Annotated in this window: 15 protein-coding genes and 2 tRNA genes; 14 read left to right on the top strand and 3 right to left on the bottom strand. The window is 65.0% G+C overall.

Annotation, left to right across the window (positions count from 1 at the left end):
- Positions 1 to 76 precede the first annotated feature (76 nt).
- The 10 genes from ilvB (at position 77) to LCL94_RS11895 (ending at position 10402) form a co-directional block, all read left to right on the top strand.
- Entirely contained in the window at positions 77 to 1825 is a 1749-nt protein-coding gene (gene ilvB, locus LCL94_RS11940) for a biosynthetic-type acetolactate synthase large subunit (protein WP_224832389.1), read from the top strand.
- Positions 1825 to 2124 (top strand): hypothetical protein, encoded by a 300-nt coding sequence (locus LCL94_RS11935; RefSeq protein ID WP_222553579.1) that lies wholly within the window; start codon positions 1825 to 1827, stop codon positions 2122 to 2124. The genes ilvB and LCL94_RS11935 overlap by 1 nt, the downstream gene beginning before the upstream one ends.
- Entirely contained in the window at positions 2121 to 2636 is a 516-nt protein-coding gene (gene ilvN, locus LCL94_RS11930) for an acetolactate synthase small subunit (RefSeq protein WP_160606704.1), read from the top strand. The genes LCL94_RS11935 and ilvN overlap by 4 nt, the downstream gene beginning before the upstream one ends.
- A 13-nt stretch (positions 2637 to 2649) precedes the next feature.
- Complete coding sequence (gene ilvC, locus LCL94_RS11925; RefSeq protein ID WP_224832388.1) at positions 2650 to 3684, top strand: ketol-acid reductoisomerase; 1035 nt, start codon at positions 2650 to 2652, stop codon at positions 3682 to 3684.
- Between the two features lie 38 nt (positions 3685 to 3722).
- A complete protein-coding gene (locus tag LCL94_RS11920) occupies positions 3723 to 4322 on the top strand; it encodes a DUF6151 family protein (protein ID WP_224832387.1) in 600 nt (199 codons plus the stop codon).
- A 2-nt stretch (positions 4323 to 4324) separates the two neighbouring features.
- Positions 4325 to 5473, top strand: coding sequence for an alpha-hydroxy acid oxidase (locus tag LCL94_RS11915; RefSeq protein WP_224832386.1), 1149 nt, complete (start codon positions 4325 to 4327; stop codon positions 5471 to 5473).
- Positions 5474 to 5650: 177 nt separating this feature from the next.
- The gene (gene leuA, locus LCL94_RS11910; RefSeq protein ID WP_224832385.1) at positions 5651 to 7333 is read left to right on the top strand and encodes a 2-isopropylmalate synthase; all 1683 of its coding nucleotides are present in this window, start codon (positions 5651 to 5653) and stop codon (positions 7331 to 7333) included.
- A gap of 128 nt (positions 7334 to 7461) precedes the next feature.
- The gene (locus LCL94_RS11905) at positions 7462 to 8280 is read left to right on the top strand and encodes a hypothetical protein (protein WP_224832384.1); all 819 of its coding nucleotides are present in this window, start codon (positions 7462 to 7464) and stop codon (positions 8278 to 8280) included.
- A 23-nt stretch (positions 8281 to 8303) separates the two neighbouring features.
- Entirely contained in the window at positions 8304 to 9353 is a 1050-nt protein-coding gene (locus LCL94_RS11900) for an amidohydrolase family protein (RefSeq protein ID WP_224832383.1), read from the top strand.
- 80 nt (positions 9354 to 9433) lie between these two features.
- Positions 9434 to 10402: an NAD(P)H-dependent flavin oxidoreductase gene (locus tag LCL94_RS11895; RefSeq protein WP_160606690.1), complete on the top strand. Its 969-nt coding sequence runs from the start codon at positions 9434 to 9436 to the stop codon at positions 10400 to 10402.
- On the opposite strand, the gene LCL94_RS11890 is transcribed toward LCL94_RS11895, so the two are convergent.
- The 3 genes from LCL94_RS11890 to LCL94_RS11880 form a co-directional block, all read right to left on the bottom strand.
- Complete coding sequence (locus LCL94_RS11890) at positions 10399 to 10923, bottom strand: AHH domain-containing protein (RefSeq protein WP_224832382.1); 525 nt, start codon at positions 10921 to 10923, stop codon at positions 10399 to 10401. The two genes, LCL94_RS11895 and LCL94_RS11890, sit on opposite strands and share 4 nt — an antisense overlap.
- Positions 10910 to 11740, bottom strand: coding sequence for a hypothetical protein (locus LCL94_RS11885; RefSeq protein WP_224832381.1), 831 nt, complete (start codon positions 11738 to 11740; stop codon positions 10910 to 10912). The genes LCL94_RS11890 and LCL94_RS11885 overlap by 14 nt, the downstream gene beginning before the upstream one ends.
- A gap of 102 nt (positions 11741 to 11842) precedes the next feature.
- A complete protein-coding gene (locus LCL94_RS11880) occupies positions 11843 to 12328 on the bottom strand; it encodes a flavodoxin family protein (protein WP_224832714.1) in 486 nt (161 codons plus the stop codon).
- Positions 12329 to 12413: 85 nt separating this feature from the next.
- On the opposite strand from LCL94_RS11880, the gene recJ reads away from it, so the two are divergent.
- The 4 genes from recJ to LCL94_RS11860 all read left to right on the top strand — a co-directional run bounded on the left by recJ (position 12414) and on the right by LCL94_RS11860 (position 15716).
- Positions 12414 to 14201: a single-stranded-DNA-specific exonuclease RecJ gene (gene recJ, locus LCL94_RS11875; protein ID WP_224832380.1), complete on the top strand. Its 1788-nt coding sequence runs from the start codon at positions 12414 to 12416 to the stop codon at positions 14199 to 14201.
- Positions 14202 to 14286: 85 nt separating this feature from the next.
- Positions 14287 to 14361: transfer RNA gene (locus LCL94_RS11870), tRNA-Glu, on the top strand.
- Between the two features lie 46 nt (positions 14362 to 14407).
- Positions 14408 to 14482: transfer RNA gene (locus LCL94_RS11865), tRNA-Glu, on the top strand.
- 64 nt (positions 14483 to 14546) lie between these two features.
- Positions 14547 to 15716 carry an ATP-binding protein gene (locus LCL94_RS11860; RefSeq protein WP_224832379.1) on the top strand — a complete coding sequence of 390 codons (1170 nt, stop codon included), beginning with the start codon at positions 14547 to 14549 and terminating at the stop codon, positions 15714 to 15716.
- Positions 15717 to 15731: the final 15 nt, after the last annotated feature.

The raw sequence follows: 15731 nt of genomic DNA, 5'->3' as shown, positions 1-15731 counted from the left end.
CATACGAAAGGTCCAGTCGGCTCGGTGCTATGACCCCAGCACCGGGCCGATTTGTCACTTTGAGACGGAGGAAAACGTGTCGGAAGAGCGCAGCGGTGCTGCCATATTGATCGAATGCCTGAAGCGGCAGGGCGTCGAATTCGTATTCGGCTATCCCGGCGGCGCAGTGCTGCCGATCTACGACGAACTCTTCGCCGATGACGACATCCGCCATATCCTCGTCCGTCACGAAGCGGGCGCGGCTCATGCGGCGGAAGGCTATGCGCGCTCGACCGGCAAGCCCGGTGTGGTGCTCGTCACCAGCGGTCCGGGTGCGACCAATGCGGTCACCGGCATCGCCGATGCCTATCTCGATTCCATCCCGATGGTGGTCATCACCGGCCAGGTGCCGACTGCGCTGATCGGGACCGACGCGTTCCAGGAAGCCGACACGATCGGCCTCACGCGCCACTGCACCAAGCACAATTACCTCGTGAAGGACCCGGAGCGCCTGCGCGCCACGATCGAGGAAGCCTTCCGCATCGCCACGACCGGGCGCCCCGGCCCCGTGGTCGTCGACATTCCCAAGGACGTGCAGATCGCATTGGCATCCTGGGGCGACCAGGACGAGGCGCCCCTGCCCTCGCACCGTTACCAGCCGCAGATCGAAGGCTCGCAGGACGAGATTGCCCAGGCGGTCGCCATGCTCGCCGAAGCGCAGCGCCCTGTCCTCTATACCGGCGGCGGCGTGATCAATGCCGGCCCCCGCGCGACCGAACTGCTGCGTAAGCTGCAGCGCGCCACCGGCGCACCGGTGACGAGCACGCTCATGGGCCTCGGCGCATTTCCCGCCGACCATCCAGACTGGCTGGGAATGCTCGGCATGCACGGCACCTATGAAGCCAACATGGCGATGAACCGGGCCGACCTGATCATTGCCGTCGGCGCGCGGTTCGACGACCGTGTCACGGGCCGCCTCGATGCCTTCGCCCCGCAAGCGAAGAAGGTGCACATCGATATCGACCGGGCGCAGATCAACAAGATCGTGCGCGTCGACCTCGGTATCGTGGGCGACTGTGCCCATGTGCTCGACCAGATGCTGCAGGCATGGGGTGGCCGCAAGCCGAACGACCTGTCCGAATGGCAGGCCCGTATCCTCGGCTGGAAAGCGCGCGACTGCCTCGCCTATCCCGACCGCAGCGACGCGATCATGCCGCAGAAGAGCATCGAGCGCCTGTTCGCCCTGACGAAAGACCGCGATCCGATCATCACTACCGAGGTCGGCCAGCACCAGATGTGGGCAGCGCAGTATTTCGGTTTCCGCGGTCCGAACAAGTGGCTCACCAGCGGCGGGCTCGGCACGATGGGCTATGGCCTGCCTGCTGCGATCGGCGCGCAGCTGGGCAATCCGGGCAGCCTCGTCATCGATATCGCGGGCGAAGCGAGCATCCAGATGAACATCCAGGAGCTCGGCACGGCCAGCCAGTTCCGCCTGCCGGTCAAGGTCTTCATCCTCAACAACGAATACATGGGCATGGTCCGCCAGTGGCAGGAACTGACCTATGAGAGCCGCTATTCCAACAGCTATTCCGACAGCCTGCCCGATTTCGTGAAGCTGGCGGAAGCCTATGGCTGGAAGGGTATCCGCATCGAGGACGAAAGCCAGCTCGACGCCGGGATCGAGGCTATGCTCGCGCATGACGGGCCGGTCATGGTCGACTGCCAGGTCGCCAAGGAAGCAAACTGCTTCCCGATGATCCCGAGCGGCGCGGCGCACACCGACATGCTGCTCTATGGCGACCAGGTGGGCGGCACGATGGACGACGAAGCAAAGGCACTTGTCTGATGGGTATGCATTCGAAAATCCCGACCGAATTCGCCGCGCGCGCCGAACGGCGACGCTGGTTCAACCGCGCCGATGCCGAACAGCTGCTCGACTGGCTGGAAGAGGACGGTCACCGCTTCGTCGGCATGGACGTGGCGGAAAAGCATGGCGACGAGAACTGGACCCTGTTGCCCGACCAGCTCGACCTCTCGCGCCAGACCGACAATTTCGAAGCGGTGCGGCGCGGGCGCGATTTCCTGCGCGAATACGACGGCGAAGGCCGCATGTTCGAGCCGGTGTGGCAGGAGCGTGCGCAGTGAAAATCGCCGAGCAGGCCAGCGAACGGCACGTGCTGAACGTGATCGTCGACAACGAGGCCGGCATCCTTGCCAAGATTTCGGGCATGTTCACCGCGCGCGGCTACAACATCGACAGCTTGACCGTGGCCGACATTTCCGAAGACCATGCGATCAGCCGAATCACTATCGTGACGCGCGGTCCGGAGCCGGTGATCGACCAGATCCGCGCCCAGCTGGAACGCCTCGTGCCCGTACACAAGGTCATCGATCTCACCGAACAGGGCGCGCATGTCGAACGCGAACTGGCGCTCGTGAAGGTCGCGGGCAAGGGTGACAACCGCGTGGAAGCGCTTCGTATCGCCGAGCTCTTCCGCGCCAATGTGGTCGACACCACCACCAGCAGTTTCGTCTTCGAATTGACCGGCGCGCCGGACAAGATCGACAGTTTCATCGCCCTGATGCGCGAACTCGGCCTCGTCGAGGTCGGCCGCTCGGGGATCGTGGGTATGATGCGCGGCGCGGCCGGCGCGTAGAACGAGGAATCCAATGCAAGTCTATTACGATACCGATTGCGACCAGCAGCTCATCAAGGACAAGAAGGTCGCCATCGTCGGCTATGGCAGCCAGGGCCACGCGCATGCGCAGAACCTCCGCGACAGCGGGGTTGGCGAAGTCGTCATCGCGCTGCGCCAAGGTTCGGCGACGGCGAAGAAGGCCGAAGGCGCAGGCTTCACGGTGAAGACGGTCGCCGAAGCCGCCGCATGGGCTGATGTCCTGATGATCCTCGCGCCCGACGAGCACCAGGCTTCGATCTATGCGAACGAGATCGCCGGCAAGATGCGCCCGGGCACAGCGCTGGCCTTCGCGCATGGCCTCAACATCCACTTCGGCCTGATCGACCCGCCGGCAGACGTCGACGTCATCATGATCGCACCCAAGGGCCCCGGCCACACGGTGCGCGGCGAATACCTCAAGGGCGGCGGCGTGCCCTGCCTCATCGCGGTCCACCAGGAATCGAGCCAGTCGGGCGGCAACGGGTTCGCCAAGCAGCTTGCGCTTTCCTACGCCAGCGCGGTCGGCGGCGGCCGGTCTGGCATCATCGAGACCGATTTCAAGGAAGAGTGCGAAACCGATCTCTTCGGCGAACAGGCCGTTCTGTGCGGCGGGATCACCCACCTTATCCAGGCCGGTTTCGAAACGCTGGTCGAGGCCGGATACGCGCCCGAAATGGCCTATTTCGAGTGCCTCCACGAAACCAAGCTGATCGTCGACCTGCTTTATGAAGGCGGCATCGCCAACATGCGCTATTCGATCTCGAACACCGCCGAATACGGTGACATCAAGACCGGCCCTCGCATCATCACCGACGAAACCAAGGCCGAGATGAAGCGCGTCCTCAAGGACATCCAGTCGGGCCGCTTCGTTAAGGATTTCGTGCTCGACAACCAGGCAGGCCAGCCCGAACTCAAGGCCAGCCGCAAGGCTGCCGCAGCCCACCCGATCGAGCAGACCGGCGCCCAGCTGCGCGCGATGATGCCCTGGATCGGCGCGAACAAGCTGGTCGACAAGGACAAGAACTGAGGGCTTGCGCATCACGGGATTAGGGGCAGGATAAGCCTATGCAAGACCTGCCCTTTTCCTGTTCCTGCGGCGCGATTGCCGGGACGCTGGTGGACGTCGGCCCCAAAGCCGGCGACCGCTATGTCTGCTATTGCAACGACTGCCGCGATTTTGCGCGCTATCTGGGCAAGGATGCGGAGGTGCTGGATGCGGCAGGCGGGTCCTCGGTCTACCAGACCCGCGTGGGTCACCTGCGCATCGAACGCGGGCTCGATCACCTCGCCTGCGTGAACATGGCTGGCAAGCAGACCTTGCGCTGGTTCTGCCGCGATTGCCGTACGCCGCTGTTCAACACGATGGACAATGGTCGCTGGCCGTTCCTCAGCATGATCACTGCAGGCTGCGACAAGGCGAAGCGCGAAGCAGTGCTCGGCCCGCCGAGGGGCAGCGTCTTTGCCGAGCACGCGACCGGCCCCGACGTGGTGACGCCGCCCGTCACTGCATTCGCGATGATCCGCCGCGTGATCGTGCGCCTCTTCGCCGACAAGCTCTCCGGCGCTAGCAAGCGCTACGCCCTGTTCGATCCCGTCACGAAGGCTCCGGTCGCACGGCCCCTATCGCTAACCGACGCCGAAAAAGCCGCCTTGGGACGAAGCTGACCATGCGCCTGTCCGATTGCCACAATATCGAGGATTTCCGCAGACTGGCGCAGGCGCGCCTGCCCTGGCCGGTGTTCGACTATATCGACGGGGCCGCCGATGACGAGATTACCAAGGCACGCAACACTGCGGCCTTCGACAGCGTCGACCTGGTGCCCGACGTGCTGGCCGGCGTAGCGGAAATCGACACCTCCTGCACGATCATGGGCCGCAAGAGCGCCCTGCCCCTGATGCTCAGTCCGACCGCGCTGCAGCGGGCCTTCCACCGTGACGGCGAACGCGCCGTGGCCAAGGCGGCGGAGAAATTCGGGGTGTGGTTCGGCATCTCCAGCCTCGCCACGCATTCGATCGAGGAAGTGGCCGCGCTCACCAGCGGGCCGAAGCTGTTCCAGCTCTACGTCCACAAGGACAAGGGCCTGAACGCCAGCATGATCGAACGCTGTCAGGCCTCGCGTTTCGATGCGCTGGCGCTGACGGTCGATACCATCGTTTCCGGCAAGCGCGAGCGGTGCCTGCGCTCCGGGTTCACGACGCCGCCGCGCTTTTCCGCCTCCTCGCTGTGGAGCTATGCGACACGGCCGTACTGGACGCTCAATTACGTTTTCTCGCCCAAATTCCGCCTGCCCAATCTCGACGGGCACGTGCAGGAAGGAACCGGCAAGGCGGTCAGCATCCAGGATTATTTCAACACCATGCTCGATACCGGCATGGACTGGGATACGGCCGCGAAGATCCGACAGGACTGGGGCGGCACATTCTGCCTGAAGGGCGTGATGAGCGCAGCCGACGCCCGCCGCGCGGTCGAGATCGGTGCCGATGCGATCATGATTTCCAACCACGGCGGCAGGCAGCTCGACGGCAGCCGCTCGCCCTTCGACCAGTTGTCCGAGATCGTCGATGCGGTCGGCGGCGAAATCGAGATCATCTGCGATGGCGGGGTCAGGCGCGGCACCCATGTTCTGAAGAGCCTGTGCACGGGGGCCACTGCGGCCTCGGGCGGCAGGCTTTATCTCTATGCGTTGGCAGCTGCGGGACAGGAGGGCGTCGAGCGTGCACTTGCCATCCTGCGCGACGAAATCGAGCGGGGGATGCGGCTGATGGGGGTCACCTCGGTGGAACAATTGACCCGCGAACGGCTGCGCTGGCGATAATTTCCAAAACTTCGGCTTGAACTCGGGGTAATATTGCGCAATGCAGCATGACATGAACCGCATCGGACTAATTCTGCGACTTACCCGCCCTTGGGCGTGACCTAGGCGTGCCGAAAGGGTGCGCCGCGCACCCAAGGGCCGAACCGACCTTCGCAGTTACCGATACGAGTTTTCCCAATGTCCATGCTTCGCGATCCGAGCACCAAGTACAGCGCATTCCCGCAGGTCAACCTGCCCGACCGGAAATGGCCGACGCGCACCATCACCGCCCCGCCCCGCTGGCTCTCGACCGACCTTCGCGACGGGAACCAGGCGATCGTCGACCCGATGGACGCGCACAAGAAGAACCGGTTCTTCGACCTGCTGGTCGAGATCGGCGTGAAGGAGATCGAGGTCGGTTTTCCCAGCGCCGGCGCGACGGAGTTCGATTTCATCTCCGGCCTCGTCCGGTCGGGACGCATCCCGCAGGACGTGCTGGTGCAGGTCCTCACGCAAAGCCGCGAAGACCTGATCCGCACCAGCTTTGCCAGCCTCGAAGGCGCGCACGCGGCCATCGTCCATCTCTACAACGCGGTCAGCCCTGCATGGCGCGAAGTCGTCTTCGGCATGACCCGAGACCAGGTGCGCGACATTGCCGTCCACGGCGCCAAGGTGATGCGTGACGAGGCGGGAAAACAGCCCGGCACGAACTGGCATTTCCAGTATAGCCCGGAAACCTTCTCCACCGCCGAGCTCGATTTCAGCCTCGAGGTTTGCGAGGCTGTGATGGAGGTGCTCACCCCCACGCCGGACCATCCGATCATCCTCAACCTGCCCGCCACGGTCGAGGCGGCGACGCCCAATATCTATGCCGACCAGGTCGAATATTTCATCCGCAACCTGCCGAACCGCGACAGCGCGGTGATCAGCCTCCACACACATAATGACCGCGGCACCGGCGTCGCTGCGGCGGAACTCGCATTGATGGCAGGGGCGGACCGCGTCGAGGGCTGCCTTTTCGGCAATGGCGAGCGCACGGGCAATTGCTGCCTCGTTACGATGGCGCTCAACTTGTATACGCAGGGCGTCGATCCGGGGATCGACTTCTCCGACATCGATCGCGTCATCGAGACGGTCGAGTACTGCAACCAGATCCCCGTTCACCAGCGCCACCCCTATGGCGGCGAGCTGGTCTACACGGCCTTTTCCGGCAGTCACCAGGACGCCATCAAGAAGGGCTTCATGGCGCTGGAGACGCAGAACGACCCGCACTGGCGCGTGCCCTACCTGCCGATCGACCCGGCCGATCTCGGACGCAGCTACGAGGCGGTCATCCGCGTCAATTCGCAGTCCGGCAAGGGTGGCTTCGCCTGGGTGCTGGAACAGGACCAGGGTTTGAAACTGCCGAAGAAGATGCAGGCCGATTTCAGCCCCCATGTCCAGCGCATGGCGGACCAACTGGGCCGCGAACTCAATGCGGCCGACATCTGGGAAGCATTCCGCAAGGCCTATCACGTCAAGACCAGCGACAAGCATTTCCAGCTGGTCGATTACGAGGAAAGCCGCGCCAGCGACGGGACACGCATCTTCACGGGCCGGATCGAGGTCGGTGGGACCGCGCAAAGCGTGTCGGGCCGCGGCAACGGCCTCATTTCCAGCGTGATGGGGACGCTGCGCGATGCGTTCGGCGTGGAGCTAGAAGTGGTCGATTATTCGGAACATGCCCTGGGCGCAGGGACCGACGCCAACGCCGCAGCCTACCTCGAATGCCGGACACCCGACGGGCGGACAATCTGGGGATGCGGCATCGACGAGGACGTCGCGACCGCCAGCGTCAGGGCAGTGCTCAGTGCAGCCAACTCGGCGCAGCTTGCCGAGTAATTTGCAGGCAGGGTGCCCCGCATCGGGACTATGGCCCTTCTATACAATCTAAGCATGTATACTATGGTATGAGACTGGCGAGTATCTCCGATTATCAGGCCTTTATGGTCGCAATATGAGGGCATTAATTGGTTGAGGAGCCGTTCTACGTAGTCCGGGCTGACCAGCTACCGGCGCTCTATTACCTGGACCGCGAACACCCGCGGCCCCGCCGCGTCGAATGGATCAACCGCGGCACGGACTCCAAGCTGCGTCCCTCCACCATCGACATGCTGCTGCGCACACTGTTCCGCGACCCGGGCTCGCCGAGCGTCAAGAAGCTGCACCAGTCCTCCGGCCTTCGCGCCGTGTTCGGCAACGAAAGCGACCGGGACCGGTTCGCACGCGCCTTCGTGGAGGCGCGCCGCCACCTGCATTCCAGCACAGCGAATGTCGTCACCGCCGTGTTCGATAATGTGGAATCTGCAGAGAAGGCGGTCGAATTGCTGTGCGGCAGCGATATATCGGAAGACGCTATCTCGCTGGCCTGGCGTACCAGCCAGTATCTCGACCCCGATTACACCGCAGGCGAAGGTCACGGGATCGTCGACGTGGCCACAGCGATTGCCGGCGGTGGTATCGCCGGTGCCCTTCTGGGGACCGCGATCCTGTTCATCCCCGGCGTCGGTCCGGTGGCCGTGGCCGGGGCGCTCACCTCTTCCGCGCTTTCGTCCGTTGCGACAGTGACTGGCATCATCGGCGCTACCGGTAGCGGCATCGCCAAGATGCTTACCGACCACGACGTCGACGGCGTATCCGCCACGCTCTACGAACAGGAAATCCGCAAGGGAAAGGTCTTCCTGTCGGTGGATTGTTTCCGCGGGAAATGCGATGCCGACACGGTCCACACTTTGCTGGACAGGGCAGGTGGTAAGACGGCAGGAATGAACCCTGGAGGGTTTTCCTGACCGGCCAAAGGGGAGAGGCAAGAATGAGCGAAGCGATAATCGAACCCGAACTTCCGATCATCGATCCGCACCATCACTTATGGGACCTGCGCCCGCTGATGGCCGCCTTCCCCGAACCTCGGCATGATTTCATCGAGGCAATTGCCGGCGCGCCCTATTACACCTTCGACGAACTGCTCGCCGACACGCAGAGCGGGCACAATGTCGTCGGCACGGTTTTCATGGAATGCGGCGCTTTCTACGACGCGTCGCGCGGCGATGCGATGAAGCCTGTCGGCGAGGTCGAATTCGTCAATGGCGTCGCCGCACAGGGGGCGAGCGGGCTCTACGGCGATTACCGTCCCTGCGCAGGCATCGTAGGCCATGCAGACCTGACGTTGGGCGACGGGGTCAAACCGGTCATCGAGGCGCTTGTCGCCGCCGGCAACGGCCGTTTCCGCGGTATCCGGCACGCTTCGGCCTGGGATCCCGACCCCGAGGTTCTCGGCCCGCCCTTCCATGCACCCGAAGGGCTCTACGGCAGCGACGCCTTTCGCGCCGGGTTTGCAGCATATTCGCAATTCGGCCTGACGTTCGACGCATGGTTGCTCGAGCCGCAGCTCGGCGATGTCCTCGAACTTGCCCGTGCGTTTCCGGGCCAGCAGATCATCCTCGACCACTGCGGCACCCCGCTCAATATCGCGAGCCACAGGGGCAAGCTGCACGAGAATTTCGACCGCTGGCGCCGCTCCATCCACGCCATCGCCGAATGCCCCAATGTGGCGGTCAAGCTGGGCGGCCTCGCCATGGCGTTTTGCGGCATGCCCGAGGACGGCCCCGCCAAGGGTCACGGGTCCGAACACCTCGCTGCGCTCTGGCGCCCCTATATCGAGACTTGCATCGAAAGCTTCGGTCCCGAGCGGGCCATGTTCGAAAGCAATTACCCGGTCGACCGCTGGGGCGCGAGCTACCCGGTGCTGTGGAACGCGTTCAAGCGCCTCGCCCGCAGCCACTCCGAGGACGAGAAGCGCGCGCTGTTCGCAGGGACAGCTGCGCGCATCTACGGGATCGAGCACGTCCTGCCGGCCTCCTGACGTTTACGTAACGTCACTCTCGACAAGCGCGCCTGCGCGCCATAGGCGTTCGCGCATATTCGAGAGAGGAGCCTTTCTGCATGAGCCTGCCCGCCCCCTTCGACAAGCTGCGCCTGCCGGTCATCGGATCGCCGCTCTTCATCGTCTCCGGTCCGGAGCTGGTGATCGCCCAGTGCAAGGCCGGCATCGTCGGCAGCTTCCCGGCGCTCAACGCACGCCCGCAGAGCGAACTCGACGAATGGCTCCACCGCATTACCGAGGAACTCGCAGCCTATAACCGCGACAATCCCGACCGTCCGGCTGCGCCTTTCGCCGTCAACCAGATCGTCCACCGTTCGAACGACCGGATCGAGGCCGACATGGCGACCTGCGCGAAATGGCAGGTGCCGCTGGTCATCACCTCGCTTGGCGCGCGTGAGGAAATTTTTGACGCGGTGCGCGGCTGGGGCGGCATCACCATGCACGATGTCATCAACAACCGCTTCGCCCACAAGGCGATCGAAAAGGGTGCCGACGGCCTCATCCCGGTTGCCGCCGGTGCAGGCGGCCACGCAGGCACGCTCAGCCCCTTCGCACTGATGCAGGAAATCCGCGAATGGTTCGACGGGCTGGTCGCCCTGTCCGGCTCGATCGCGCACGGACGGTCGATCCTTGCCGCGCAGGCGCTGGGTGCCGACTTCGCCTATATCGGCTCGCCCTGGATCGCGACCGAGGAAGCGAATGCGGTAGACGGCTACAAGCAGGGCATCGTCGAAGGTAGTGCGGACGGCATCGTCTATTCGAACCTGTTTACCGGCGTGCACGGCAACTACCTGCGTTCTAGCATCGAGAATGCGGGCCTCGATCCCGACAACCTGCCCGAAAGCGATCCTTCCAAGATGAATTTCGGCAGCGGCGGCAATACCAAGGCCAAGGCGTGGAAGGACATCTGGGGTTCGGGCCAGGGCATCGGCACGGTCAAGTCGGTCGGCCCTGTCGAGGACATGGTCGCCCGCTTCGAACGCGAATATCGCGATGCGAAGGAATCGCTCGACAAGCGGACGGTCTAGGCCGCCGCGCTCCACAGCGCTTCGGCCATCGCGTCGAGATCGGAAAAATCGAGGTCCGCGGCCACCGGGTCGCGGCGGTTGAGCAGCAGCGGGCGCGCCTCGTCGAGGAGCCTTCGCCGCAGGGCTTTCTGCAGCAATTGAAGCCGGTGCAGGGCCTCGTGGGCGGCAGTCTCGGCGTCGAGCCGGCGCTTCTCGGCCCATGCCCCCTCCACGCAGCCAACCCGTTCGATCACCATTGCGTTGTAATCGCGATGGGGTCCGCGGTGCAGCGGCAGGGCGGTGCGCCGCGCCGCATGCTCGCTGGCCGGAAACAGCAGGCCGTTGGTGCGGAAATCGTCGAACCCGATCCGCTCGCGCCCGAGCGCTGCGAACATGGAGCCGAAGCAGTCGCGGTTGAGCAATTGGCGCGGCAGCAAGTGATGTCGTTGCAACGCAGGGTCGTGACCCGGCTGCCCGCGCCGGTTGACCGCGCGGAAAGGCAGGCGGGAACGCCCGCCTGAAAATGAATTACGACCCGTCACGACCCCCTCTTTCGTCTAACATCGGAGTTACTCTCACCGTCCCGTCTCCCTTAGGATCGAGCATGACCATTACCCCGTCCTCGAACCGGGCTTCCGATTTGTCCTGAAGAGGCCCTGCCCTGACCAGCTCGTGCATCAGCCGCGCGGCCATGCGGGTCGCCCCGATGCGATCCTGAGCGAGTTCGGGTGCAATGAGGATTTCCTGGCCGATGAACCAGGCGAGCCCGTCGCTAACCAGCGCACCGTCGCCGCCGACCGCGAAGCCGACCAGCCCGAGCGCGGGAAACGGCCCCCCGTCAATCCATGCATTGACCGTGCGCAGGAAGAAATCCGGTTCGATGGCGCTGCAGGACGGGCCCCAGGACACCGCCTTCACGCCCGGCAGGTGTTCTGCCAGACCGGCGCCGATATCGAGCATGCAGCGAACGATAGGCAGGCTGTTGGCGGCGTCGGCAAGCTGCGGGCCGGGAACCAGCGCAATAGCCTCTGTGGCTATGTCACCAAGACTGCTGGGCACGTTGAAGCGGTGAACGAGAGGCGGGACCGCGACGCCCGGTCCGGGGGACAGGCCGAGGCAGTCGAATGTCATTCCCCATTGCAGCAGTTCTAGCCAGTCTCCGCCGCGCGTACTTTCGCGCCTTTCCGGCGCCGCAACCTCGTCATGCAGCAGGGGGTCGTGGCTGACGGAAGCCTGCGGCATGGCCGCAAGCGCGCCCGTCAGCGCTGAACGGTCGGGACGTTGCCTGGGCTCGAACAGGAGATAGAGCCCGTCGGGGCAGCGACGTACCTCTGCCGGTGTTCCCGATCCCCGCTGCATTATCGATGCGTCCCCCGTCCCTTCGCCATAAAGCCCTAAGCGCCCTGAAAAATTACGTCGAGGCCGTTAAGGTAGATTCTGTCCGTTTCGGATGCAGTTGTCCTAAAAGATGCCGCTGCCAAGTCCTTCGGCCATTGCCGCGCCAAGTTGGCGGGCTGCATCGAGTATATCCGCAGACAACGACTTTCGGGCCATGATCTGTTCGGGAGTCTGCGCGTCAGTGTTGACGATCACCGGTTCGGCCACGCGGCGCAGGCGCCAGCCGGCGGCGATCCGGTCGATCTGCCGCTGCGCGCCTTCCCCGTCGGATCCGGCGGCGATCATAGTTGCATAGGCGCGGCCCTCGATCTGCCCAAGCACCGGGTAATAGCAGCGGTCGAACATCTCCTTCATCTCGCCGCTCATGGTGGCGAGGTTTTCCGGGCAGACGAACAGATAGCCGCCGGCAGAAAGCAAGTGCTCCGGCGTAACCGCGTTCGCCCCCAGCAAGAGGGCCGCATCGCCCGCGCCCTCGGCGGCAGCCCGCGCCAGCGCCTCGCTCGCGCCGGTGCGGCTGTGCCAGGCGATCAGGAGTTGTGTCGACGTCATGACGCCGCCGAGCATCGCGCAGCCTTGTCGATTGTCAATGCCGCCGCGCTTGCTGCGATGGGGTTCGCCGCGATAGGAGGGGACCATGGCAACTTCGGCCCTCCCCCATGTTTTCGGCGTTTCGCAATCCCTGACCGGCAAGGCCTGGCGCTGGCGCGGCGGGAACATGGACCTCGGCCAGGGGAATTTCGCGGCTGGCGACGATATCGTGCGCCAGATCCTGCTCGCACGCGGAGTGTCCCCGGACGATCTCGACCGGCACCTCACCCCGACCCTGCGCGATTTCCTGCCCGACCCGTCGGAGTTCAACGACATGGACGCGGCAGCGGACCGGCTTGCCCAGGCCGTGCTCGCGGGCGAGAAGATCACCGTCTACGGCGATTACGACGTGGACGGGGCGACCAGTTCGGCGCTCCTTATCCGCCTGTTGCGCGACCTTGGCGTCGAGGCGGACTATTACATCCCCGACCGACTGCTCGAGGGCTATGGCCCGTCGGGCGAGGCGCTGGTCCAGCTTGGCGAAAGCGGGTCGAGCCTGATCGTTACCGTCGATTGCGGGGCCATGGCGCACGAGGCGCTGGCCATGGCAAGCGATGCGGGCATCGACGTCATCGTGGTAGACCACCACAAGTGCGCGCCCGAATTGCCGCGCGCGGCCGCGCTGGTGAACCCCAACCGGCTCGACGAGAACGACCTTGCCGCAGCGCACGGGCACCTTGCCGCGGTGGGCGTGGCCTTCCTGCTCGCCATCGCGCTGGTCCGCACACTGCGCGCCAGCGGCTATTTCGAGAACCGCAAGGAGCCTGACCTCTTTTCCCTGCTCGACCTCGTGGCGCTCGGCACGGTGGCCGACGTCGCAGCCTTGCACGGCCTCAATCGCGCCTTCGTCGCGCAAGGCCTCAAGGTCATGGGCAAGCGGGCCAATACCGGCATGGCGGCCCTCATCGACGCGAGCCGCCTGAAGCGGGCCCCGGCCTGCTCCGACCTCGGCTTCGCACTGGGTCCGCGGATCAATGCCGGTGGGCGCGTGGGCGAATCCACCCTCGGCGTGCGCCTGCTGACGACCGAGGATCCCGAAGAGGCCGCGCGCATCGCCGCCCAGCTTTCCGCGCTGAACGAGGAACGGCGCGCGATCGAGGCAGAGGTCCAGCAGGCCGCCGAGGACCAGCTGGCCGGACAGCATAACCGCGCAGTGCATGTGCTCGCCGGCGATGGCTGGCACCCCGGCGTCATCGGCATCGTGGCCGGGCGCATCAAGGAAAAGACGGGCAAGCCCTCGCTCGTGGTGGCGCTCGACAGCGCAGCCGGCCAAGGCAAGGGTTCGGGGCGTTCGATACCCGGTGTCGACCTTGGCGCAGCGATCATCCGGGCCCGCGAGGAAGGCCTGCTGGTCAAGGGCGGCGGCCATGCCATGGCGGCGGGCCTGACAGTGGCCAGCGACAGGCTCGACGCCTTTGCCGAATGGCTCGACGCGCATCTCGAAAGCGTGGTCGCCCGCGCGAGCGAGAACCGCGAGATGCTGCTCGACATCGCGGTCGCGCCCGGCGGTTTGACGCCGGCACTGGTCGAATCGCTCGAATGCGGCGGGCCCTACGGCGTCGGCTGGCCCGGCCCGAGAATCGCGGTCGGCCCGGTCCGGCTGGTGAAATGCGATATTGTCGGTACTGATCACGTGCGCCTGATTGCCAGCGGCGACGACGGCCGCAGCTTCAAGGGCATCGCCTTCCGCGCTGCCGATAGCGAGATGGGGCAGGCCCTGCTGCACGGCTCGCGCGGGCGCCGCCTGTGGCTGGCCGGCCGGGCGAAAATCGACGATTGGGGAAGCCGCCCGCAGGCCGAATTGCACCTCGAGGACGCAGCTTTCGCTGACTGATCCGCAGCTTGCGCATTTGGAGGGTTGACGCCCCGAGCGCCCCCGCCTAAGTGCGCCGCCACGCCACCGACCCGGCAACGGGTGTGGCCCGTTCGTCTAGCGGTTAGGACGCGGCCCTTTCACGGCTGAAACACGGGTTCGATTCCCGTACGGGTCACCACGGTGGCGTTATTGCATCTGCAATCCGCGCAAAGCGCCACGCATGTGGCCCGTTCGTCTAGCGGTTAGGACGCGGCCCTTTCACGGCTGAAACACGGGTTCGATTCCCGTACGGGTCACCATCTGCCACAGGCTTGCAGACATTGGCTCTGGCGCTGTCCAGCAGGCCTCGCTAAGCGCGCCTGCATGAGCGAGCGCTCCTTTCCCTGGTCCGCCTTCGCCCTCGCCGTGGCGACCGCCATCGCACTTCTCGTGCTGGGCGACGACCTGCTTACCGTTGCACTCGTGCTGCTGGTCTGGGCCGGTTCGCTGTGGCTCGTCGGCGCGACCCCGCCGCCTGCGGTCGAGCAGAACAGCAATGGCGCGATCTCCCGCGATTCGATGGGCGACCTCTTCGAGCATTCGGAAACACCCGTACTCCTGACCGACCGCGGACGCGTGATCGTCGCCAATCTCGCCGCACGCCGCCTGCTGGGCGCGCACGTGCTGGGTCAGGACGTCAGAATGGCCTTGCGCCAGCCGGAAGCCGTCAGCCTGCTCGACAGCGACCAGGACGGCGCAGCCATCGTGCGCGGCCTTGCCCGGCGAAGCGATATCTGGCGCGTGAACCGCAAGTTGCTCGACACCAACCTCTCGGTCATCGAGCTGGTCAACAAGACCGCCGAGGCCGACATCAGCCGTGCGCACACCGATTTCGTCGCCAACGCCAGCCACGAGCTGCGCACGCCGCTCGCCTCGATCCTCGGCTATGTCGAGACGCTGCGCGAGGAGGACCGGCCCGAGCCGGAAATGGCGGACAAGTTCCTCGCCACGATCCAGCGCGAAGCCAGGCGCCTGCAGGACCTCGTTAGCGATCTCATGTCGCTCTCGCGTATCGAGGCGGAAAAGCACGACATGCCGGCCAGCACAGTCGCCCTTGCCGCCGTCGCCAAGCGCGCGGCGCAGGACGGGGCCGGCGCAGAACGCATGGAGCGGCTCGATTTCGAGGCGCATGGCGATTTCATCGTGCGCGGAGACGAACAGCAGCTCGAACAGCTGGTGCGCAACCTCGTCGACAATGCCATGAAATACGGCGCGCCCGACAGCATGGTGACCGTCCGCCTGGCGCCGCAGGGCGAGACACGCGTGCTGCTGACCGTGACCGATCACGGCGACGGCATCGCGCCCGAACATATCCCGCATCTCACGCGCCGTTTCTACCGCACGGATCCGGGCCGCAGCCGTGCCTCGGGCGGGACCGGCCTTGGCCTTGCCATCGTGAAGCACATTGTCGAGCGGCACCGAGGAAAGCTGTCGATCGAGAGCAAGCTGGGCGAAGGGACGCGGGTCAAGGTCTCGCTCCCGCTCGCGGACTGATCAGCGATTTCTGGC

The organism is Qipengyuania gaetbuli (assembly GCF_020171365.1).
GTDB lineage: Bacteria > Pseudomonadota > Alphaproteobacteria > Sphingomonadales > Sphingomonadaceae > Qipengyuania > Qipengyuania gaetbuli_B.
The sequence above is the reverse complement of the archived record's forward strand: the minus strand, read 5'-3'. Positions and strand labels throughout refer to the sequence as shown.